The organism is Fictibacillus phosphorivorans (assembly GCF_001619875.1).
GTDB classification, from domain to species: domain Bacteria; phylum Bacillota; class Bacilli; order Bacillales; family Fictibacillaceae; genus Fictibacillus; species Fictibacillus phosphorivorans_B.
Genome location: NZ_LRFC01000008.1, coordinates 33024 through 54183 on the forward strand (window position 1 = coordinate 33024; position 21160 = coordinate 54183).

Annotated in this window: 21 protein-coding genes; 6 read left to right on the forward strand and 15 right to left on the reverse strand. The window is 38.5% G+C overall.

Annotated elements, in window-relative coordinates; translation table 11 throughout:
- Nucleotides 1–41: 41 nt before the first annotated feature.
- From AWM68_RS06395 to AWM68_RS06405, 3 genes are all read left to right on the forward strand, one after another.
- Entirely contained in the window at nucleotides 42–473 is a 432-nt protein-coding gene (locus AWM68_RS06395; RefSeq protein WP_066238764.1) for a hypothetical protein, read from the forward strand.
- Entirely contained in the window at nucleotides 473–2008 is a 1536-nt protein-coding gene (locus AWM68_RS06400) for an anti-sigma factor domain-containing protein (RefSeq protein ID WP_066238766.1), read from the forward strand. The genes AWM68_RS06395 and AWM68_RS06400 overlap by 1 nt, the downstream gene beginning before the upstream one ends.
- A 103-nt stretch (nucleotides 2009–2111) precedes the next feature.
- The gene (locus AWM68_RS06405; RefSeq protein WP_066238769.1) at nucleotides 2112–2879 is read left to right on the forward strand and encodes a potassium channel family protein; all 768 of its coding nucleotides are present in this window, start codon (nucleotides 2112–2114) and stop codon (nucleotides 2877–2879) included.
- Nucleotides 2880–2911: 32 nt separating this feature from the next.
- Here the strand turns inward: AWM68_RS06405 and AWM68_RS06410 are convergent, their stop codons facing one another.
- The 3 genes from AWM68_RS06410 to AWM68_RS06420 all read right to left on the reverse strand — a co-directional run bounded on the left by AWM68_RS06410 (nucleotide 2912) and on the right by AWM68_RS06420 (nucleotide 6444).
- Nucleotides 2912–3316, reverse strand: a complete 405-nt coding sequence (locus tag AWM68_RS06410; protein WP_066238772.1) for a YugN-like family protein — start codon at nucleotides 3314–3316, stop codon at nucleotides 2912–2914.
- Nucleotides 3317–3551: 235 nt separating this feature from the next.
- Nucleotides 3552–4901 carry a glucose-6-phosphate isomerase gene (locus tag AWM68_RS06415; protein ID WP_066238775.1) on the reverse strand — a complete coding sequence of 450 codons (1350 nt, stop codon included), beginning with the start codon at nucleotides 4899–4901 and terminating at the stop codon, nucleotides 3552–3554.
- A gap of 379 nt (nucleotides 4902–5280) precedes the next feature.
- The gene (locus AWM68_RS06420; RefSeq protein ID WP_066238778.1) at nucleotides 5281–6444 is read right to left on the reverse strand and encodes an iron-containing alcohol dehydrogenase; all 1164 of its coding nucleotides are present in this window, start codon (nucleotides 6442–6444) and stop codon (nucleotides 5281–5283) included.
- A gap of 197 nt (nucleotides 6445–6641) precedes the next feature.
- Here AWM68_RS06420 and AWM68_RS06425 point away from each other — a divergent pair, with 197 nt between their 5' ends.
- Nucleotides 6642–6878 (forward strand): DUF378 domain-containing protein, encoded by a 237-nt coding sequence (locus AWM68_RS06425; RefSeq protein ID WP_066238782.1) that lies wholly within the window; start codon nucleotides 6642–6644, stop codon nucleotides 6876–6878.
- Between the two features lie 72 nt (nucleotides 6879–6950).
- On the opposite strand, the gene yugI is transcribed toward AWM68_RS06425, so the two are convergent.
- The 5 genes from yugI to AWM68_RS20995 all read right to left on the reverse strand — a co-directional run bounded on the left by yugI (nucleotide 6951) and on the right by AWM68_RS20995 (nucleotide 11648).
- The gene (yugI, locus tag AWM68_RS06430) at nucleotides 6951–7370 is read right to left on the reverse strand and encodes a S1 domain-containing post-transcriptional regulator GSP13 (protein WP_066238787.1); all 420 of its coding nucleotides are present in this window, start codon (nucleotides 7368–7370) and stop codon (nucleotides 6951–6953) included.
- Between the two features lie 80 nt (nucleotides 7371–7450).
- Entirely contained in the window at nucleotides 7451–9367 is a 1917-nt protein-coding gene (gene asnB / locus AWM68_RS06435; RefSeq protein WP_066238790.1) for an asparagine synthase (glutamine-hydrolyzing), read from the reverse strand.
- A 226-nt stretch (nucleotides 9368–9593) separates the two neighbouring features.
- Nucleotides 9594–10976 carry a class II fumarate hydratase gene (locus tag AWM68_RS06440; protein WP_066238793.1) on the reverse strand — a complete coding sequence of 461 codons (1383 nt, stop codon included), beginning with the start codon at nucleotides 10974–10976 and terminating at the stop codon, nucleotides 9594–9596.
- Between the two features lie 163 nt (nucleotides 10977–11139).
- Nucleotides 11140–11388, reverse strand: coding sequence for a hypothetical protein (locus AWM68_RS06445; RefSeq protein WP_066239266.1), 249 nt, complete (start codon nucleotides 11386–11388; stop codon nucleotides 11140–11142).
- 98 nt (nucleotides 11389–11486) lie between these two features.
- Nucleotides 11487–11648, reverse strand: coding sequence for a sporulation protein YjcZ (locus AWM68_RS20995; RefSeq protein WP_082820598.1), 162 nt, complete (start codon nucleotides 11646–11648; stop codon nucleotides 11487–11489).
- A 367-nt stretch (nucleotides 11649–12015) separates the two neighbouring features.
- Here AWM68_RS20995 and AWM68_RS06450 point away from each other — a divergent pair, with 367 nt between their 5' ends.
- On the forward strand, nucleotides 12016–12897 hold the full coding sequence (locus AWM68_RS06450; RefSeq protein ID WP_066238796.1) for an alpha/beta fold hydrolase: 882 nt from the start codon (nucleotides 12016–12018) through the stop codon (nucleotides 12895–12897).
- Nucleotides 12898–12940: 43 nt separating this feature from the next.
- Here AWM68_RS06450 and AWM68_RS06455 read toward each other — a convergent pair whose 3' ends face one another.
- From AWM68_RS06455 to kynU, 4 genes are all read right to left on the reverse strand, one after another.
- On the reverse strand, nucleotides 12941–14071 hold the full coding sequence (locus AWM68_RS06455; protein ID WP_066238799.1) for a conserved virulence factor C family protein: 1131 nt from the start codon (nucleotides 14069–14071) through the stop codon (nucleotides 12941–12943).
- Nucleotides 14072–14079: 8 nt separating this feature from the next.
- Nucleotides 14080–14385 carry a hypothetical protein gene (locus tag AWM68_RS06460; RefSeq protein ID WP_066238802.1) on the reverse strand — a complete coding sequence of 102 codons (306 nt, stop codon included), beginning with the start codon at nucleotides 14383–14385 and terminating at the stop codon, nucleotides 14080–14082.
- Nucleotides 14386–14572: 187 nt separating this feature from the next.
- The gene (kynB, locus tag AWM68_RS06465; protein WP_066238807.1) at nucleotides 14573–15199 is read right to left on the reverse strand and encodes an arylformamidase; all 627 of its coding nucleotides are present in this window, start codon (nucleotides 15197–15199) and stop codon (nucleotides 14573–14575) included.
- Nucleotides 15200–15210: 11 nt separating this feature from the next.
- The gene (kynU, locus tag AWM68_RS06470) at nucleotides 15211–16482 is read right to left on the reverse strand and encodes a kynureninase (RefSeq protein ID WP_066238810.1); all 1272 of its coding nucleotides are present in this window, start codon (nucleotides 16480–16482) and stop codon (nucleotides 15211–15213) included.
- Between the two features lie 111 nt (nucleotides 16483–16593).
- Between kynU and AWM68_RS06475 the strand changes: the two genes are divergently transcribed.
- Nucleotides 16594–17754, forward strand: a complete 1161-nt coding sequence (locus AWM68_RS06475; RefSeq protein ID WP_066238812.1) for a CapA family protein — start codon at nucleotides 16594–16596, stop codon at nucleotides 17752–17754.
- A 47-nt stretch (nucleotides 17755–17801) separates the two neighbouring features.
- Here AWM68_RS06475 and AWM68_RS21310 read toward each other — a convergent pair whose 3' ends face one another.
- The 3 genes from AWM68_RS21310 to AWM68_RS06485 form a co-directional block, all read right to left on the reverse strand.
- Nucleotides 17802–17951 (reverse strand): hypothetical protein, encoded by a 150-nt coding sequence (locus tag AWM68_RS21310; RefSeq protein WP_156488323.1) that lies wholly within the window; start codon nucleotides 17949–17951, stop codon nucleotides 17802–17804.
- A 234-nt stretch (nucleotides 17952–18185) separates the two neighbouring features.
- Nucleotides 18186–19505: a Na+/H+ antiporter family protein gene (locus tag AWM68_RS06480; protein ID WP_066238815.1), complete on the reverse strand. Its 1320-nt coding sequence runs from the start codon at nucleotides 19503–19505 to the stop codon at nucleotides 18186–18188.
- Nucleotides 19506–19649: 144 nt separating this feature from the next.
- On the reverse strand, nucleotides 19650–21137 hold the full coding sequence (locus tag AWM68_RS06485; protein ID WP_066238818.1) for a leucyl aminopeptidase: 1488 nt from the start codon (nucleotides 21135–21137) through the stop codon (nucleotides 19650–19652).
- Nucleotides 21138–21160 lie beyond the last annotated feature (23 nt).

The window sequence follows — 21160 nt, forward strand, 5'->3', positions numbered from 1 at the left end:
AATATATTATTTTACATCAAGAGCGGAAGGAGGGGGAACAATTGATTCGTCGCTGGTTTAACCGAAAGAATAAACACTTGCAACCTGCTTTAGAATCACGGACTTCAAGTTCAATGATAGGTTTATGTACAAACACTGTAAGAGAACCAGATCCTGTTAAAGAAATTACACACTTTAAAATGCGGTTGAAGGAATTTGGAATAGATTTTAGCCATTTGGTCTCCAGCACTCCTGAAGAGCTTGAAAAAAGGAAGCAAGCCATTGAGGTGGCTGAGGAAATTGCTGCAGATCCAGAAATGCGAAATTACTTTTTAACGTGGAAACGATTGCCCCTTCTTCACAGCGAAAGTACGCAGCACCAGAAACTCACTATGAAGAGGCAGCGAGAATACATAACCGCACTTACACTCATCTTTATTGAAAACTATCATGTGTTATTGCAATATGTGCCGGGCACAGGAGGAAAACACTAATGAACAAAGCGATTATTGTAGAAGTGAACAAGCGTCACCTCATCGTTCTGGCTGAAGGCGGCGAATTTAAGAAAGTTAAAAATACAAATGCCTCCTATTCAGTAGGTCAAGAAATCAAGCTGCCTGTAAAAGAAGAAAAAAGTCGTTCAATCTTTTCTGGTTTACTAAATTGGAAAACAGGTACTGCAGTTGCTTTAGCCATTTTCCTGCTGTTCTTTCAAATTTTATCGCCAGTCTCAGGACCGGGAGCTTACGCATATGTTGGAATGGATATGGATCCTAGTTTGGAATTGAAAATTGACGAGGAAATGAAAGTACTCGAAATCTTTTCCTATAATCAGCAAGGTAAAGAGGTACTTGAGCGAATGAAGGAATGGAAGAATAGAGATATCGAATATGTAACAGACCTTATATTTGATACGTGTAAAGAACTTGGGTATTTACAAACAAAAGAAGAAGTTCTGATTACTACAACCTTGTCTGAAGAAATTCCTGCTGACAAGGAAATTGAAATGAAAAAACGAGTAAACGAGGTCATAACAAAGACTGCTAAAAAGAAGTCCGTTGAGATGACAACCATTGTTATGAGTTCCAAAGAACGCGAAGAATCAAAAAAGATGAAAATGTCACCTGGGCATTATGCCATCTATACTGCTGCTAAGAAATCAGGCATTAAGATAACAAAAAAAGAAATTTCGGGTCAAACGATCGAAAAGATTTCAAAAAAAGTGGGTCCGATTAAAGAGCTATTAAAAGAGGATATTCAACCTTTAGCTGACACAGATACAAAACAAAAAAATCTTGTTTATGAGCCTCCTCTTCCGGTGCTCGATCAAAAAGATAATGAGGCAAAAGTAAAAAAAGAAAAAACTGTTTTACCTGTTCAAGATAGGATAGAAGAGACTCGCAGAAAGAAACCTATCGAATTACCAACTGGCCATATTGTCATTCCTGCTGCTCCACAAAAGGAAGAAAAAGCAGCACCACCTGGATTGGTAAAAAAAGATCCAGCACAAGATAGACCTAGTGCTCCTGCTTCTGCAAGTGGACATGAAAAGGACGCTCCAAAGCCACAAATAAAAGAAGTTCCTGCTGCAATCGCAGCACCTAAGGAAGAAAAATCGAAGGATGAGAAACAAAAGCAAGATAAACCTAAGGATGAGAAACCGAAAGAGGAGAAGCCAAAAGTAGACCCGCCGAAAGAAAGTGTTACTCCTCCTAATCCTTTTTCTGAACCTGTTATAATCAATCCTGAACCAAAAGAACAGTGGATTTATATAGAGATTATTGTTGATGGAAACGTCATAACGGTAAGAATTAAGACAGAGTCAAAGGTAATAACGGAAGAGTTAAGAAAACAAGCTTTAGCCCTTATAAATCATAATTCTATTAAACAGCAACACTGTTCCAGGACTGCTGTATCATTACAGCAAGAAGTTAAAAAAGAAGAAACTGCAAGTGTAACGAAACAGCCGGATGTTGCAGATTTAGTAAATCCAGCTCAAACAAACCTACATACTCTGCAAGCTTCATGATAGAAAAACCTCTGGTAAATTTATTAACCAGAGGTTTTGTTTTTTTGTTTCGTATAATTCCGTATCCTCTTTGGCAATAGTGGTAGTAGGAGGAGAGTGTTATATGCGTGCCATTTACTATGCATATTTGAGATTACCAATGCTTGTTAGGCTTGGTATCATTCTATTTTTGGTTCTATTCTCTAGTGCTTTTTTATCTCATACACTTGAGAAAGACACGTTTCCTACCTTTTTTGAAGGATTTTATTGGGCTATTATTACAGCTGGAACAGTGGGTTATGGCGATTATGCGCCAAAATCAACTGAAGTAAGGCTTCTTGCTATTTTTCTTGTCTTTATGGGAGGATCGTTTTTAGCCTTTTTAACGATTCACTTTGCCAGTACGGTTGTTAAAAGGGAAAATCGTTTGTTTGAGGGGAAAAATATGTTCAAAGACAGGGATCATTATATAATCGTTGGGTGGAATGAACGCTCAAGACATACGATTCAAGCGATTAAAGACAAAGTAAAGACGAATCATATCGTTTTGATTGATGAGTCTTTAGAATCAAACCCTTTATATTTGGAAGGGGTTCATTTTATTCATGGCAAATCCAGTGAAGATTATACATGGATGAGAGCACATATTCAAAAAGCACATACTGTTCTTATTACAGCTGATGCCAACTTAAAGGAAGCTGAAGCGGATCGGAACACCATTCTTTCTGTTCTGACTGCTCGAGGTTTAAATGCAGCAGTGGCTATTCATGCAGAAATATTAACTGCCGAGCAAGGAACAAATGCGAAACGTGCTGGGGCCAATCATATTATTCAAACTTCAAATCTTGCTTCACATGAGATGGTGCTAAGTCTTGAAAGAGAACTCATATAAAAACAGATAGGACAACCTACCTATCTGTTTTATTAATTCAATAGAGCGGTTTCTATTTTTTTCACCAAATCTTCTCCAATAGAAATCCATTTTTTATCGATGGACGCATCGGGATCTTGCGGCTCTGAAAACTGATTAAAACTGCCCGATATATTCCCCGCTTCAGCGTTATCATCCAATCCGATCTGGTATTTATGAGCCAATAGAAAAGGTTCACCTAATTGGATAACTGTATCTTTTTTATCTAATTCTCCATCTACTGCTTTAAAAGGAACTCTTAAAAACGTATATCCGACTTCATCATCCAGTTTATAATCAAAATACCCATGATCATAATCCCAGTTTCCTCCATATGAAAAGCCCAACCCTTTCATTACTTCCTCAGCTTCATTTAAAGCACATAATTCATTTTCAAGTCTGCTTTTAATCGGTTTCATAATCATCCCTCCTTGTTATTCTATTGTTTAGCGTATCCAAATCACGGAAAGATTATTTGAGTGTTTCTTCAGACTGTTTACGCGTACCTTGTTGCTTTTGAAAGTGGTTGATTCCGTTTCAGATACCCGCTTTTTGCGGGGCAGGCGGTGAGCCACATTCGGACGTTTCACTCTAAAAGCCTTAAAAAAGGACATAGAAAAACCTCACTCCAATAAAGAGTCAGGTTTTCAAAAATTATAGACGTTTTTCTAGTTCTTCTTTTTCTTTTTCAAATCCAGGCTTTCCGAGCAAAGCAAACATGTTTTTCTTGTATGCTTCTACACCTGGCTGATCAAATGGGTTAACACCTAACAAGTAACCACTTACTGCACATGCTTTTTCAAAGAAATAAACCATATAACCGAAATGGTACGGAGTCATTTCAGGAAGGCTAACGATTAAGTTAGGCACTCCGCCATCAGTATGTGCAAGCAATGTTCCTTGGAACGCTTTTTTATTTACAAAGTCCATCGTTTGGCCAGCAAGGAAATTAAGCTTATCCAGGTTTTGATCATCTTCTTCAATCTTGATTTCTTCACGAGCTTGGTCTACATAGAGAACCGTTTCAAAAAGGTCACGTCGCCCTTCTTGAACATACTGCCCCATTGAGTGGAGGTCAGTTGTGAAGTCTACAGAAGCAGGGTAAATACCTTTATAGTCTTTTCCTTCGCTCTCACCATACAACTGTTTCCACCATTCAGATACATAGTGCAGTCCTGGCTCGTAGTTTACCATTAGTTCGATCGTCTTTCCTTTGTTATAAAGCGCATTTCGAACAGCAGCATACTGATATGCTTGGTTTTCTGCAAGCTTAGGATTATTAAAGTCTGCGGCAGCTTCTTTAGCCCCATTCATCATCTCTTCAATGTTAACTCCGCTTACTGCAATCGGAAGAAGGCCTACAGCTGTAAGAACAGAATAGCGTCCACCCACATCATCAGGAATAATGAATGACTCGTAGCCTTCTTCGTTCGCTAATGTTTTAAGTGCTCCTTGAGCTTTGTCTGTTGTGGCGTAAATACGCTTTCGAGCTTCTTCTTTTCCGTACTTTTCTTCTAAGAACTTTCTAAAGATACGGAATGCAATTGCTGGTTCAGTTGTTGTACCTGACTTAGAGATTACATTAACCGAAACATCTTTGTCTTTTAATACATCAAAAAGCTCTTTTACATAAGTAGACGAGATGTTTTGCCCTGCAAAGAATACTTGTGGCGTCTTTCGGTCTTCTTTTGATAAAAGGTTGTAAAAAGAATGGTTTAACATTTCAATAGCTGCACGTGCTCCTAAATATGAGCCACCAATTCCGACGACGATCAAAACGTCAGAGTCATTCTTAATCTTTTCAGCGCTTTTTACGATTCGGCTAAACTCTTCACGGTCGTAATTCTCAGGAAGGTCAACCCACCCTAAAAAGTCATTGCCAGCACCTGTTTTTTCATGGATAGCATTATGTGCAGCTTCTACGGCACCTGTAAGATAATCTACTTCATGCTGGCCAATAAAAGACAATGCCTTGCTATAATCAAAACTAAGCTTTTTCGTCATATGTAAGCCTCCTAAAACAATCATTATTCTTTCACTTTATACAAGTACAACATTCAAATCAAGAAACCACACAAATGTAATCGTTTTCTTCCTAAAAGACGAAATATTCTAAAAGCAGCCATATAAAAAGAAGGACTAATTCCCCTTTTTATATGGCTCATTCTCTAAACGCTTGTTGTTCGGTTTAACTCTGTTTCTTCATTGGAAAGTTGATAAGCAAGCAACTTAGAACGAAAATCAACTACTCCAGCGAAAAACAAAGTTTTTGCGAAAAAGTGAAACGTTCGAATGTGGCTCACCGCCTGCCCCGCGGAAAGGGAGCATCTGAAACGGAAATCAATCACTTTCAAAAGCAACAAAGTTTTGCAAAATAGGCATTTTATAATGACATTCTTAAGATGTTTAATACATCCTCTTTATTCTGGCTGTTGAAATTACCGAACTCTCCTCTAGCCATTGCTTTATCTGCAATAAGGTCTAGTTTAGAATCATCTATATCATAATCTTTCAATGCATTAGGCGCCCCTAACGAAGTCCAGAATGCCGATAAACGGTCAATTCCTTCAAGAGCAACTTCTTTATCTGATTTACCCTCAGGATCAACATCAAAAACACGAACAGCAAGTTGTTTGAATCGTGAAACATCAGTATCCACATTGTGTCTCATCCAGTTCGGGAAAAGAATGGCTAATCCGCCTGCATGCGGTATATCATAAACAGCTGAAACAGCATGTTCAATATTATGACTGCCCCAATCACCGCGAAGGCCCATTTGAAGCGTACCATTTAATGCCATTGTTCCACTATATAATATGGTTTCACGCAGCTCATAGTTTTCAAGATTATCTAAAAGCTTAGGTGCTGTTTCCATTACGGTTAAAAGGATGGATTCAGCAAAACGGTCTTGCAGTGGTGTATTTTTAGCGTTATGGAAGTATTGTTCAAATACGTGGGACATCATGTCCACTATTCCATAAATAGTTTGATCTTTCGGTACAGAGAAAGTATTCTTTGGATCTAAAATTGAAAACTTAGGAAATACTAGAGGGCTTCCCCATCCATACTTTTCTTGAGTTTCCCAATTGGTAATAACAGAACCTGAATTCATTTCAGAACCTGTTGCCGCTAAAGTCAGAACCGTTCCAAAAGGGAGAGCTTCCTCTGGCTGAGCTTTTAACGTAATAAGATCCCAAACGTCTCCATCGTATTTTGCTCCTGCTGCAATAGCCTTTGTACAGTCGATAACACTGCCTCCACCAACGGCTAATAATACCTCAATTCCTTTTTCTTTACAAATTTCTACACCTTTACGAACTGTAGAAACTCTTGGGTTTGGCTCAACTCCTGAAAGTTCGCTGACTTCTGCATCCATTTTTTCCAATTCATTCATTACTTCATCGTACAGTCCATTTCGCTTGATGCTACCACCACCGTAAACTACAAGCACTTTGTTGCCTAATTTCCCCAATTCATCTTTTAACGTTTTAATTTGATTTTTCCCAAATATTAATCGAGTTGGATTGTAATATATATATTCATTCATTGTAATCTCTCCTTCTTGCTTGGTTTAACACGTATTATGTGGGACAAAAAAGGCAAAGTAAAGTAATCAGCTTACCGAATACTAGCATGTGTTTTTAAGCATTGTTTCATGCCAGTATTTTAGGGAATGTATAAATAAAGTAAAAGATTGACACCCTAAAAGTGTGTTCTTTCATAATATCGATTGGAGGATGTAAGATGAGTGGATTACAACGCTTTGCATTGGCATTAGTAATAATCGGAGCGATTAACTGGGGTCTTATCGGATTTTTTCAGTTTGATTTAGTTGCTGCTATTTTTGGTGGCCAAGACTCAGCTCTTGCCCGTATCGTTTATGGTCTTGTCGGTCTTTCAGGTTTATATTGTTTAACTTTGTTATTTAAACCTTCTGAAGAACTTAGCCGTGAAGGCCAAACGGAACACAATCGCGCTTAATCTTTAACATATATAAAAGACTCATTTAAAAAGTCTACAAAAAAAACCTCTCAAATGAGAGGTTTTTTTGTATTATTTTTTAAGGCGCTTGTTAAGTTGAGCTTGACGATCTGTAGACTCTTTCAACCAATCTTTAAGTTTTGCTTCAAGAGTGTTGAAACCTTTGTTAGCGTCTTGATTGTTTGTGTTGTTCTTCTTGTTGTTGTTATTAAACCCACCTGGACGGCGTTCTTTTTTAGGTGCAGGAGCTGGAGCTTCCTGTGTTTGTCGGATGGACAGTGAGATTTTCTTGCTGTCTTCGTCAACAGAAAGAATTTTTACTGACACAACGTCACCAACACTTAGTGCATCGTTAATATCTTTAACGAAACCATGAGAAACTTCAGAAATGTGTACAAGACCTTGTACATTATCATTTAATGCAACGAACGCACCAAAAGGCTTAATGCCTGTAACTTTACCTTCAACAATGCTACCTACTTCAAAATTCATGAAAACACTCCTAACTATTTTTTAACCTGTTAAGTATAACATAACTAAATCGTACAAGCAAAACTAATAAAAGGAGGGTTTTATTGGTTTGTAACCGTCATTTCATGAGTTTGATTAGGCTTGATTAGAAGCTCTTCTCCAAAGCTATACGTCTTCTCAATATTAATCTGATGCCATAACATGAACATTAGAACTGTCCAAATCTTTCTGCTATAATCTCCTCGTCCAGAACGATGTCCTTCTAATAGTTCTAGAACAAGATCCTTATTCAGGTACTCGTCTGTAGCACTTGTATGAATCAACTGCTTAGCCCAATCATACATTTCGTTCTTAAGCCAATGACGAATGGGTACTGGGAATCCTAATTTTCGGCGATGTAGCACAGAATCAGGTACAATGCCTTTCATCGATTCTCTTAATGCATATTTCGTAGTCCCATTTGTAACCGTAAGACTTGGATGCAATTTTGATGCCACCGAAAACACTTCTTTATCAAGAAATGGTACACGAAGTTCTAGTGAATGTGCCATCGTCATCTTATCTGCTTTCACAAGGATATCGCCTCTCATCCATGTATGCAGGTCGATATATTGCATCTTGTGGACATCATGAAATTGACTTGCTTGCTCGTACAAAGGTTTAGTAACATTTTTATAGTTATAAGCAGAACGATATTGCTTTAACAGTCTGCTCTTCTCCGTTTCAGAAAACATTTTAGCATTCCCGATATAACGCTCTTCAATGGTCATGCTTCCGCGTTCCATAAAGCTCTTCCCTTTAACTCCTTCAGGAAGCATGCTTGCAATGGCTGCCAAACCTTTGGAAATCCCTTTTGGCAACGAAGAAAGATGTCTTAATGAATGGGGCTCATGGTAGATATTGTAGCCTCCGAATAGCTCATCTGCCCCTTCACCAGATAGAACGACTGTAACATGTTTCGCTGCTTCTCGCGCCACAAAATATAAGGGTACAGCTGCAGGATCTGCAACTGGATCATCCATATGCCAAATAATTTTTGGCAGCTCTTTCATAAATTCATCCGGCTTTACAAGATAATGTATATTTTCTACGTTAAGTGCAGCTGCAGTCTGAACAGCAACATCAATCTCACTAAAGCCTTCTCTTTCAAACCCTACAGTGAATGTTTTTAAAGAAGGATGAAGTTCACTCGCTAGTGCTACGATCGTACTTGAATCAATACCTCCCGACAGAAAAGCCCCTACAGGTACGTCAGAACGCATGTGAACTTTTACAGAATCACGCATTACCGAACGGATCATGTCTTTTGCTTCTTCAAGCTGCATGTTCTTTGGCGTGAAATTTGGTCTCCAAAATGGTTTGATTGCTAAAGGCCGTCCTGCTTTTTTAACAAAATAATGGCCTGGTTCTAGCTTTTTAATGTTCTTTGTGATCGTCATCGGTTCAGGAACAAACTGATAGGTTAAGTAATGATGAAGTGCTTCTGCATCTACTTCTTGTTTTTCTTTAACAAGGGTTATACTTTTCTTTTCAGATGCACAATATAAACCCTCCTCATCTTCTAAGTAAAAGAAAGGTTTAATACCGAACGGATCTCTAGCACCAAAAAGTTCTTTTGTTTCTTTGTCCCAAATCAAAAATCCAAACATTCCTCGCAATTCAGTGAAAGCATTTTCTCTTCTCTCGCTGAAAAGCGCCAAAATGACCTCTGTATCTGAATGGGTTTTAAATTCAAATCCTTTTTCCTCTAGTTCTTTTCTTATTTCAACATAATTATATATTTCACCGTTAAAGATAATCCAATAACGATCATCTTCATAGGATAATGGCTGTTTGCCGCTTTCTATATCAATGATGCTAAGTCGGCGAAAACCGAAGCGAACATACTGATCAACAAAATGACCACTGTCATCTGGACCGCGATGAGTAATGATATTTGTCATGTTTATTAATTGTTCTGTTTCTTTCTGTTCTACCGTCTCAGGTGTATTTAGCATATACCCAATAAAACCGCACATTTTCAAGTTCCTCCCCAAAACAGTTCAAAATGTCCACTACTCAAAATTAATCGGCAATAAAATGGTTTTCCAGTATATTATTTAATTCCCTTTATATGTGAATGAACTTCTCTATTATACAACCGTCATTCCCAATCTTCACTATATTTTTGTAAATAAAAAGAAAAACAAGGAATCTGTACTATAATTGTCGAGAAAAACAATATAAAAGTTACAAATCGAAACATTAAATCATGGAATTCGGATCTAGTATACGCTCAGCTTCTTCTTCTGAAAGGACCTTCTTGTCGATTATTATTTCTTTTAATGTTTTACCGGTCTCAAAGCTTTCTTTTGCTAAAGCTGCAGCTTTTTCATAACCAATATGAGGGTTGAGGGCAGTTACAAGGGATAAACTTTGATCAAGCCAATTTTTTATATTTTCTTGATTAGCGGTGATATCTTTCAGGCATTTCTCTGTGAAAATGGCTATTCCATTGCTCAAGATCGTAATCGATTGAAGGACATTTAATCCTATAACTGGCATCATCGGATTTATTTCAAGCTGACTGCCGATAGCAGCAGTCGTTACACAACTGTCATTACCGATAACTTGTGAACAGATCATGTACAAATTTTCTAAGATAACAGGATTAATCTTACCCGGCATAATCGAAGAACCCGGTTGGACCGCAGGCAGCGTAATTTCAGCTAGACCTGTACGAGGGCCACTGCTTAAAAGTCTTAGGTCACTTGAAATTTTTATTAAATGGATGGCTAATTCCCTTAAATGTCCGCTTATAGTAATAGCAGCATTTGTATTCTGCATAAAGGCATACGTGTTATCACTCTTCAAAAATGGCATGCCAGTGCGTTTAGCGATCTCTTTAATAGCTAGTTCCGCATAATTAGGGTGTGCATTGATTCCAGTCCCTACAGCGTTACCGCCAAGCCCTAATAAATACAAGGATTTCTCGGAATGTTCCATGGCACGTTTTACAGATTCTAGCGTGCCTCTATAGCCTTTAAACTCACTGCCTAAACGAATAGGTACAGCGTCCTGCAGATGCGTTCTTCCAGCCTTAATAATGTTATGAAACTGTTGTTCTTTTTCTTCTAAAACTTGGAGTAACCGATTTAAGGCGGGATAAAGTGTTTCTTGAAGTTCAGATGCAACGGCTAGTTGGATGGCAGTCGGAATTGTATCATTGGTCGATTGAGACATGTTCACATCATCGTTTGGGTGAATTAACGAATAGTCACCTTTTACCCCTCCGAGTATTTCTGCAGCTCGTGATGCTAATACTTCATTCATGTTCATATTTTGAGAAGTTCCAGCTCCTGCTTGATAAGCATCTACAACAAAATGGTCGTTCCACATCGCTTGGACAACTTCATCAGCTGCTGCAATAATTGCCTCTGCTTTTTTATGGTTCAATTCGTTGCACTCTTTATTTGCATGTGCTGCGCTTGCTTTAATAATTGCCTGAGCTTTTATAAAAGAAAAAGGCAATCGAATTCCGCTGATCGGAAAATTTTCGACAGCTCTTTGCGTTTGAGCTCCATAATAAGCCTCTTCAGGTACACGAACTTCGCCTAGCGTATCTTTTGCAATTCTAAATTTCCCCACTTCTGTTCCCTCCTTAAAATCCTTATAAACTTTGTATCCCCTTCTCAAAATAGATGTAATCATTTTCCATTAAAAACCATTTATTTTATGTAAAATCTTTTATACGGCTTACAGAAATTTATTGACCATGTCTTTTTGTTCCCCAAAAAAACCGCCTATTGATTTAGACGGTTTTCGTTCTGTGCAGTGAAACGACCACAGCAGGCTCTTTTTTTATAAACTTATGTTCTGTTTTATAACCTGCTTTTTTCTGTTTCATAAAGGTCTTTTTAGATATCGGACGGGGCCTTGACCAGGAAAGGGAGTCAAGATTTTTCCAATTATCATGTGTGATGATTTCACTTTTGTAATAATAACAGTTGCCGCTGACGTATTCTTCACAAATATAGCGGACTGTTTGACGACTATGCATAACATCTCTCCATTTTTTTCTTTCATTATCCCCGCATAACAATTCATTCATACTCAAGCAAAAAAGGGCTGAAGACCCTACCTCCAAGCCCCTTTTTTTTAGTCTCTAGTGTTCCACCACCACCAGCCACCGAAAATTAATATGAGAATAAACAAGATTATTATTACAGCCCAGATCCAACCGTAACCATAGCCGCCGCCATAGCCGCCATATGCACCGTATGCATATGGGTAATAGTAAGGATAATATGGAAATGCCATCCTGCTACCTCCTTCATCTTTATGCGTTCTTACTCCTTATTAAAATATGTACGAAGTGGGTAAAGAGGAATAGAGACAAACGCACAAATTTTGATTGAAAAAGAAGGGACAACTGTTTAATCATAATATTGCGATATAAAGTTTGCTGTAAAAGAAGCGAATGATTTCCGTTTCAGATGCTCTTTTTCCGCGGGGCAAGCAGTGAAAGGCAATAATGTGCTTTTATGTATGATACTTCCTATAGTTGTGGGTAATTAACTAATAATTGTTCGTTAGACGTTTTGAAGAGGAAATTATTGCACCTTGTATCTTTCATGCACTTTGGTGAAACTATCCATAGAATTCTGTGTACGGAGGTAGGACAATTATGGCCGTTAATGAAGAGCATATTTATTCTCCAGGATATCGATTAAATGTAAACAACGTTCAAATTTATTATGAATACTATGATCACGAAGATCCGGAAGCAAAAGTAGTGGTTCTGGTTCACGGATTTTTATCCTCCACGATCAGCTTTAGACAACTGCTTCCCTATTTAACAAAAAAGTATAAAGTGATTGCTTTAGATTTGCCTGGGTTTGGGCAAAGTGAAAAATCCACTAGTTTCATCTATAAACTGACGAACTATGGACAATTGATTATTGATTTTTTGGATCAGCTTCATATTCAAAATGTAATATTAATCGGTCATTCGATGGGTGGACAAATTTGTATGCACGCAGCAAAAAAAGCTCCTGAACGTATTAAGAAACTGATTTTGCTTGGATGCTGTTCCTATGTTAAGCGGGCAAGCCGTTCATTAATTGCTTGTTCTTACTTACCGCTTTTCACATGGGGAATGAGAAGCTGGATACAAAGAAAAGATGTGAAGCAAAATTTATTAGCGGTGTTACATGACACTAAACTGGTTACAGAAGAAATGATCGAAAGTTATAAAAAGCCGATTAGTGAGGCTGCCTTTATCGATTCCTTGATTCGCCTATTAAGACATCGTGAAGGTGATATGTGTTCTCAGGAGCTGAAAGACATTCAACAGCCTGTTCTTATGATTTGGGGAAAAGAAGATCAAGTTATGCCTGTTAAAACGGGATACCGTTTAAAGCATGATCTTCCGAATGCTGAACTGATTGTCTATGAAAAGTGCGGGCATTTATTAATGGAGGAAAAACCGCTGGAAATTTGCAATGAGATCACCCGTTTTATTGAACAAGATGAACAGAAAGCAGCAAATCAAAAAGAGACTTCGTAATACAAACAGAACCCGCAGAATCATTCTGCGGGTTTTGTTTTTCTTATTTTTCACGGCTTTTTGTCATCTGCTGCCATACGGTACCCGCTGCTTCTTCACCGCTTTGAATACGTTCGATCGCTATTTTAACTTGAAGAGCTACTTCAAATTCTGGATCATCTTGAGCAGATTTTAAAGCTGGAAGTGCAGTCTCGTCACCTACTTCAAAAAGAAAACGAGCAGCACGCCATCTCACCAGCTTATTTTTATCTGATAATGCATCACACATAACAGGGATCGCCTTTGGATTACCTAAGTCTGACAAAGCGTCTCCAGCTGTTCGTCTAACAGAAACATTTTTATCCTGAAGCGCTAAGTACAAAAGAGGAAGGACCGCCTCATCTTCAATCATTCCCAAATAGACAACAGCCAAGCGGCGAATAGACGGCTTTTCATCTTTTAGTGCCTGTTTAAGAACCATTACATCTTCTATTGTTGGATTCATTCGTTCTAATGCTGCGTAACGCGTCCGCCAGTCCGTGTCACGGAGTTTTTCTGCCACTTCTGAAGTAGAAAAAGAAGCCTCCTCCACCTCTGAATTACCATTAGAGCTGTAAGCTTGTTTTACTAGCTGTTCCAAACGTTCTTGTGGATAGACGGCTGAGAGCTCTTCAGCTACCTCAGATCCTACTTGTTCGAAAGTACCGTAGCGAACTCCTTGTTCTTCCCATTGACGCTCCATTACAAGATTATCTGAAGAATTCTGAGCCTCTAGGGCTGCTTTTGCGAACCGTTCAGGAAGACCAACACGCCTTTCTTCTTGCTCCGTTCTAAGTTTGATCTGCATCGGTATACCTCTGAACATTTGAACGAGGACTGTAATTTCGGTGATTTCATCTTCTTTTTGTGTTTCTTGATCTAATGTATCTGCATCCTCTTCCTGACCAAAAACTTTCCTAACTCCTGAAAGGACATCTTCCCATTTGGCACGCGGGTTGCGCTCGAGAGCAATAAAATCTGCAACATGATAGATGCTTTTGACTCCATCCACCTTCAATATGTTTTGAATAAACGATGGAGCTTTTTGTGCATCCTCTTTTGTATAATTGTAACGCTCTGTTCCAGGTAGCGTTTCTGTCAGATTGATCTTCATTGAATTAGGGCTTGGAGTTGGTTCAATGCCTGTAATTTTCATTTATCCAATCACTCCTTTTCGATTCCGTGTTTCAGGTCAATGTCTAACAAATAGTTTGTTATCTGTTCCTTCTCTTTATCCGTAAACTTATATTCACAATCAACGCCTTCATCAAGGGCAATAATCTCTTGCAGTTCACCTTCTCCGTTGTAAACAGTTAACGCACTTGGTTCAATTAGTCCATCAAGAAAAACTTCTAGGTTTTTGATCTCAAACGAAATATATACATTTGTCCATGGCCCAACTTGTACAACATCATAACCTGTAAATTGTAAGTTTCCTTCAAAATAATCCGTAAATCCATACTTATACATGCCTTGCCTCCAATTTTATCTCTTACCTATTATAAGGAACAAAAAAGAAAATCTCAAAAATGCTGGCTTTCAAAGAGATTTTAACACGGCCCCGCGAAAAGCGAGCATCCTGGAGCGGAAATCAACCACTTTCAAGAGCAACTAAGTTAAAAAAACAAACACTGTTGTTGTGTTTGTTTTTGTAATGTTATTTGGACAATTCTTTAAGAATGGCTCGAACAGGACTTCCATCAGCGTCTTGAAGAGGCAACGGCAGAGCGATTAACTCGTAATCACCCTCTGGTACCTCATCTAGCACTAATCCTTCTAAAATATGGATGTTATGTTTATAAAGTGCATGATGTGCACGCAACTCTTTACTGTCCAATGGATCAACTGAAGGCATATCTACACCGATGAGTTTCACACCGCAACTCTTTAAAAAGGGTACAGCTTCAGATGAAATGGGAACGATTTGTTTTGGAAACACCGTTCGATCTTGCCAGCAGTTTGTTTTAAATAAAACTCGTGTTGTACCGTTCGGCAGTTTGTTTTTTAGATGTTCTAGTGTGATTTCCTTTACGCTTGTAACATCCATAACAAATGCCTTTCCTACATATCGTTCGAGTGGTAGTTCAATCACTTTTTCCCCGTTATCCTCAAAATGATAGGGTGCATCTACATGTGTACCTGTATGTATACTCATTTCCACTTTTCCTACGTTCACAGAACCAGAGTCTTCTTTTGTCCAAGCAAGGTCAAAAGAATACGGAGTGTCACCTGGCCAACCAGGAACCCCTTTATAAAGAGGCATCGAAATATCGAATAGCTTCACTGTACCACTCCTTAAGCGATAACTTCTCTTTTGTTTTCATACTTTTCATATTCACGATTTTTCATAATCTTACTTAAAATTTTTATAGCTTTAAATACATCTTCATAAGAATTATAAAGCGCTACAGGTGCTAAACGAATAATGTTCGGAGCTCTAAAATCTGGAACAATGCCATTATCTTTTAACGCCTTACAGATTCGGGCTGCGTCACTATGCATAAGAGCGACATGTCCGCCTCGTCTCTTGTCATCAAGAGGATTAACGATCGCAAACTCATTTTCGAGTTCTTGATTCAATAAATCCATTAATAGTGCAGTCAACTTTAAAGATTTGCTTCGAATTCTTTCAATCTTCGCTTCTTCAAAGATAGACAAAGAGCCAATTAGCGGTGCCGTGCTCAGCATGTGCGGCGTACCGATCTGATAGCCTCCTGCAGAGGTTTCCGCATCAAAATGGTGGTCCATATCAAATTGAGTTTCTTTCTTTGAGCCAAACCACCCGGAAAGACCAGGAGTCTTTGAAAAGTGCTTCTTGTTCACATAGAGTCCGCCTACTCCACCTGGTCCTGCATTTACGTATTTATAGTTGCACCAAAAGGCAAAATCAACATCCCATTTACTTAATTCATGCGGAAGAGCTCCAATTGAGTGGCATAGATCAAATCCAATCGGTATTTTCCGTTTATGCGCCTCTTTCGTTAATCGCTCAATATCAAGCAGCTGACCGCTTCTATAAAGAACAGATGGTAAAAGAATCAGCGCAATATCATCTGTCATCATTTCGATAATGTCGTCTTCATCAAGTGTTAAACCGTTTTTGCTCTTAACCTGAATCAATTCAGTTTCAGGATTTAATCCTTTTATTTTCAACTGACTCTGCAAGCCATAGATGTCGGAAGGAAATGTCAGTTCATCTGCCAGTATTTTCGTTCTTCCTTCTTTTGGTTCAAAAAAGGTAGCTACCAACTGGTGAAGGTTTACTGTTGTTGATCCAGTAACAATTACTTCTTTTTCTTCGGCTCCTACAAGTACAGAAAGCTTTTCAGCCAACTGCTCACTTAAGGTAAACCAAGGGTATTTTCCACCCATCCATCCGTCGATTCCATGTGCTTTCCAATCATTTAAAACATCAAACAACGATTGCTCGGCACGCTTCGAAAGAAGCCCTAAAGAGTTGCCATCTAGATAAATAGCATCATCTTTTACGTAAAACTCATTTTTAAAGGATGCCAATTCATCATTGCGGTCTAAAAGTTCTACTGTTTCTGCTGTAATTTGTCTCATTTTGCACTTTCCTCCTGAATGTCATGTTTGAAACCGTTTTCAATGGTGAGCAATTCGACATATACATATACCCTCTTTTTCCATTATGATAGAGAAAAAGGGGGAATTGTATTGAAACGGCTATGGTGGTTAACAGGAATCGTAATCGTTTTCTTTTCGACAATTGCATTTATATATATGTATCATAACGCAGATTTAAAGACTGTTGAAGAAAAAAAGGAAATCAAACAAGAAAATACTGCGTTACCAAAAGAGATAAAGACGGAACCGATCGTGCAAAAACCTGTCGAAAAAACGACAAGCCTGACACTTGCAGCAGTAGGTGACATTTTAATTCATGATACGGTTTATAATAGCGCCAAAACGGCATCTGGGTATGATTTCAATCGTAACTTCCTCCCTGTTAAGCCCTATTTAGTACAGCCAGATATTACAATGGCAAATCAAGAAACGATGATAGGCGGTACAAAGCTTGGTCTTTCATCATATCCATCTTTTAATTCTCCGCATGAAGTTGGAGACGCTTTAAAAGCGAATGGAGTGGATCTTGTTACGTTAGCCAATAATCATACGCTTGATCGCGGAGAAAAAGTAATTGTGAGTGCACTAAACTATTGGAACCAAATAGATGTGATGTACACAGGAGCTTATCTGAATAATCAGGATAGGCAGAATATTCGACTGATAAAAAAGAATGATATTACGGTTTCTTTTTTAAGCTATACATATGGAACGAATGGAATACCCGTTCCAACAGGAAAAGACCACCTTGTCAATTTGATAGAAGTTGAAAGGATCAAACGTGATATTGCTGAGGCTAAAAAGCTGTCAGATGTAAACGTTGTATCTTTGCATTTTGGAAATGAGTACGAAAGGTTGCCAAATGATTTTCAAAAAGAAATCGTAAAAGTAGTAACTGAAGCAGGTGGTGACATTATCATCGGTCATCATCCCCATGTACTTCAACCCGTAAAATGGGAAGCAGCAAGTGACGGCAGCAAAACGTTCGTAGCTTATTCTTTAGGAAACTTCTTATCTGGCCAACGCCGTGAGTATAAAGATATTGGCGGGGTTGTTCAACTTACTGTAACAAAGCATCAAAAGGGTGATGAAACAAGCATTGATTTAACGGAGCCGAAATTTTTGCCAACATATGTAGACCGCCCTTTTGTGGTTCATCCGATGAAGGACCTTCCTGCTTTGAAAAAATCGTATGAAGAGATTAAGACACACATGAAACAATGGATGCCCGAATTGACTTTTTTTGAATAAAAACCAAAAAGCTGACTCCTCTTCTTGTTTGAGGAGCCAGCTTCATTTTATTTCCCTTTTGATCGTGGGCTTTGCGTATCTCTTTTCGGAATTTCGTCTGAGAATTTTTCATCAGAAAACTCAACGTTTGCCATACTTTCTGTCGGTGTTGAATTATTTTTTGCAGCTGCATCCCAAGAATGTTTACGTTTTGTCATCGTTATTCCCTCCTTATTGTTAGCATGTAATTTTTGAAGAAAAAATAGCTTTTGCTGACCTATAAGTAAGAGGAGCAGTACTTACTATGTAAGATATTGAAAAAGTTCACAATTATATTGACGAATTTCGCTCATAATTTGAAATGTTTCATTGTTATATTGACCAATTTTGTTTTTATTTTGACGAGAGCTCATCAACGCAAAAAAAACCACACTAGGTGGTTTTTTTTCTTTTTATAATACCATCGCGGCAATAAACCCGAATGCGATTAGTGGCAAGTTGTAATGTAAGAACGTCGGAACACATGTATCCCAGATGTGATTATGCTGATTGTCAACGTTCAGACCAGAAGTTGGCCCAAGTGTACTGTCTGAAGCAGGAGAACCCGCATCTCCTAATGCTGCTGCTGTACCGATCAGCGCAATAGTCGCCATTACACTTAGTCCTAATTCTCCAGCTAACGGAACGAAAATCGTGGTTATAATCGGAATGGTCGAGAACGATGAACCGATTCCCATCGTAACGAGCAAGCCAATTACTAACATAAGAAGAACTCCTAGTGCCGTGGAATTTCCGATTAGTGTAGAACTGTCTTTTACCAATGTTTCCACTTCACCTGTTTCGCGCATTACTGCTGCAAAACCAGCTGCTGAAATCATAACAAAACCGATGTAGGACATCATTTTCATGCCTTCAGTCAAAATGGTATCTGAGGCATTTAATTTTAGCTGACCGCTAAAATACAGAACGATTATCCCTGAAAGTGCACCAAAAATCATAGAGTCGGTTTGCAGCTGTACAACCAATGTTGCAGCAATGGATATTACAGCTATAGTGATTGAGCGAGCCGAGTACTTCACATCATTTTCTTTAGAAATACCGATGGCTTTATTTTCGTATTGACGCGGTTTGCGATACGTAATAAATACGGCAATCAATAAACCTACTATCATTCCTAAAGAAGGAATCGTCATCGCTGTCGGGATTTGATCCATTTTTACGGTTAATCCGCTGTCCTTCATGTTTGTTTGAAGAATCTCATGGAAAATTCCTCCGAATCCTACAGGGAACCACATGTAAGGCGTAATCAAACCAAACGTTATAACAGTTGCTACGAGTCTGCGATCAAGCTGCAATTCATTTAAAACATGTAAAAGCGGCGGTATAAAGATTGGAATGATTGCAATATGAACGGGAATCAAATTTTGTGAAAAAGAAGAAATCATTAAGATAACAAATAAAATAAGGACTTTAGATAAAGATTTTTTTCTTGTTTCTCCTTCTTTTCCCACAAGAGCGATAGCTTTGTTCACCATTAACTTTGGAAGACCTGTTCTAGATAATGCTACTGCAAAACTTCCAAGTAACGCGTAGCTTAATGCAATGACTGCATTCGATCCTAACCCTTCAGTAAATACCTTTATCGTTTCAGTCAAGCCCATTCCTGCTACAACCCCGCCTGTTAATGCACCTATAAGCAAGGCTACTACAACGTGTATACGTAAAAGGCTAAGTACTAGCATGACTGCTACGGCTAATACTACAGCATTCATTTTCGTTTCCTCCTCAACCAAAAACTTTATTGCTTTATTTCGCTAAATCACTAATTTGTTAAACCTTTAACAAGTTAACATGTATATTTGAATGTGTCAAATACAAAAAAACTGAACCTCGTTTGAGATTCAGTTTCCTTTGAATTATGCTTTAAAGTTTCGTACAAAGTTAGTTAGCGTTCGCACCATTACGCCTGTAGCGCCTTTTGGGCCTAGCTCTGATGATTTTCCAGAATAAGCGGTACCTGCGATATCCAAGTGAACCCACGGTGTATTTTCAGCGAATTCTCCAACGAATAAACCGCCTGTAATCGCATGACCTAGTCTTCCTGTTGAATTGTTAAGATCTGCAACATCACTCGTCTTCAGCATATCTTTGAAAGGCTGAAAACTCGGCAGCAGCCATAATAGTTCCGATTCATCTGCAGCAGATTGCTTGATATGCTCATAAAAATCTTCGTCGTTCGTGAGTGCGCCCGTCGTGCAGTCACCAAGTGCTACTAAGACGCCTCCTGTCAAAGTTGCCACATCAACAATGTATTTTGCACCTTGTTCTTTTGCGTACGTAATAGCATCGGCAAGAATAAGACGTCCCTCTGCATCCGTATTTCGTACTTCTATCGTTTTCCCGCTCAGTGAAGTGATCACATCACCTGGCTTCATGGCCGCTCCATTAATTAAATTCTCAGACGAAGGAATAACAAACATGATATTAATCTCCGGCTTTAAGCGCCCAATCGCATCCATAGCTCCTAATACTGCTGCACTTCCACCCATGTCGCTCTTCATCTCATGCATGTTAGCTGCTGGTTTGATTGAATAGCCTCCAGCATCAAAAGTTAAGCCTTTACCAACTAACGCCACATATGCATCTTCTTTTTTTCCACCTTGATACTTTACTGTAATCAATTTTGGCGGTTGTTCAGAGCCTTTACTTACTGCAAGTATTGCTCCCATGCCGAGCTTTTCCATGTCTTCTTTTTCAAGAATTTCGTATTCCATACCGTATTCAAGCGCTACATCGATCGCTTCTGCCGCTAGATCAGTTGGCGTAAGAAGGTTTCCTGGTGTATTCACAAGGTCACGAGCAAGGTTAATCCCTTTTGCATAAGCATATCCACTCGTTAATCCTGCTTCAGCATCACTGTTCTCTGTGTAAACTGTAATTGTTTCTAAACGTTTTTGAGGTTCATTTGTTTTCTTTTTATAGTCTTCAAAGCGATAGATAGATGTGCCTGCCACTTCACTAAATGCGTGTGCAAGTTTTTCTGTTGAAATTTTTTCTGAATGAAAGGTATCGAGAAGAATGGAGAAATGAGTTCTTTTTTCTTTCGTAATCTCTTGTACAGCCCTTCCAAAGGTACTTCTCGCTTTATCATAAGTAAAATCCTCACGCTTACCTAATCCAGCAAAATAGATACGTTTCGTACCAAGCTGACCTAATGTGTTTAATTTTTTTATGCTTTTTAAACGGTTTGAAAGGTCACCGTCTTTTATAAGTTCAGTAATCGTTCCATGTAATTCCTCATCCATATCAGCCATTACGCCAGTAAGTTTCGGCTCTTGAAATAAACCGACCAGTAGGACTTCTTCTTGTTCTTTTGTACTCCAAAGCTGTTTAATCGTAAACATGTTAAAGTTCCCCCTTATTCTTT